Origin of the sequence: Clostridium sp. MT-14 (assembly GCF_042436595.1) — a bacterium.
GTDB classification, from domain to species: Bacteria; Bacillota; Clostridia; order Clostridiales; family Clostridiaceae; genus Clostridium_B; species Clostridium_B aromativorans.
This window is the reverse complement of sequence record NZ_JBHMIY010000098.1, coordinates 1-468: the sequence shown is the minus strand read 5'-3', so window position 1 is coordinate 468 and position 468 is coordinate 1. Positions and strand designations below refer to the sequence as shown.

At 40.0% G+C, this 468-nt stretch carries 1 pseudogene; it reads left to right on the top strand.

Annotated elements, in window-relative coordinates:
• Positions 1-468, top strand: a pseudogene (locus ACFHWD_RS20665) (glycine reductase); the annotation flags it as partial.

Here is a 468-nt window from a genome sequence, read left to right as displayed (position 1 = left end):
GAAGATGTAGTCAGTTATGCGCCAAATCAAACTTATATAGGAAACATGGCTCCAGAAGAATTGAGTGAAAGAAAAAGACCCTGGTATAATGAAAAAGTTGATGGCTCATCGAGGTTTGGCAAGTTTGGAGAGATAATGTGTCAGGATGAGTTTTATGGATTGTTGAAGATATCCGATGTATTTGATCTGGTGATCTTGGAAAAATCCTTTACGGAGGCTGTAAAAGAGAGCTTTAAGAGGCATCCAATCTTAAAAGATAGAATTGATGACTTGAAAGAGGGAGAGAGCATAGAAAATATTAAAAGGCTTGTAAATGATGGCATAGCAGAGGGCCTTTACAGGGATGACAAACTTGTGGGATGCGTGAAAAGGGCCCACGAATTTGATCCGAATCTGTCGGCACATACCATGATTGAAAACTTGTCAGTAAAGGCATCGGGCGTTCTGGCACTGATGTATCTTGTAAAA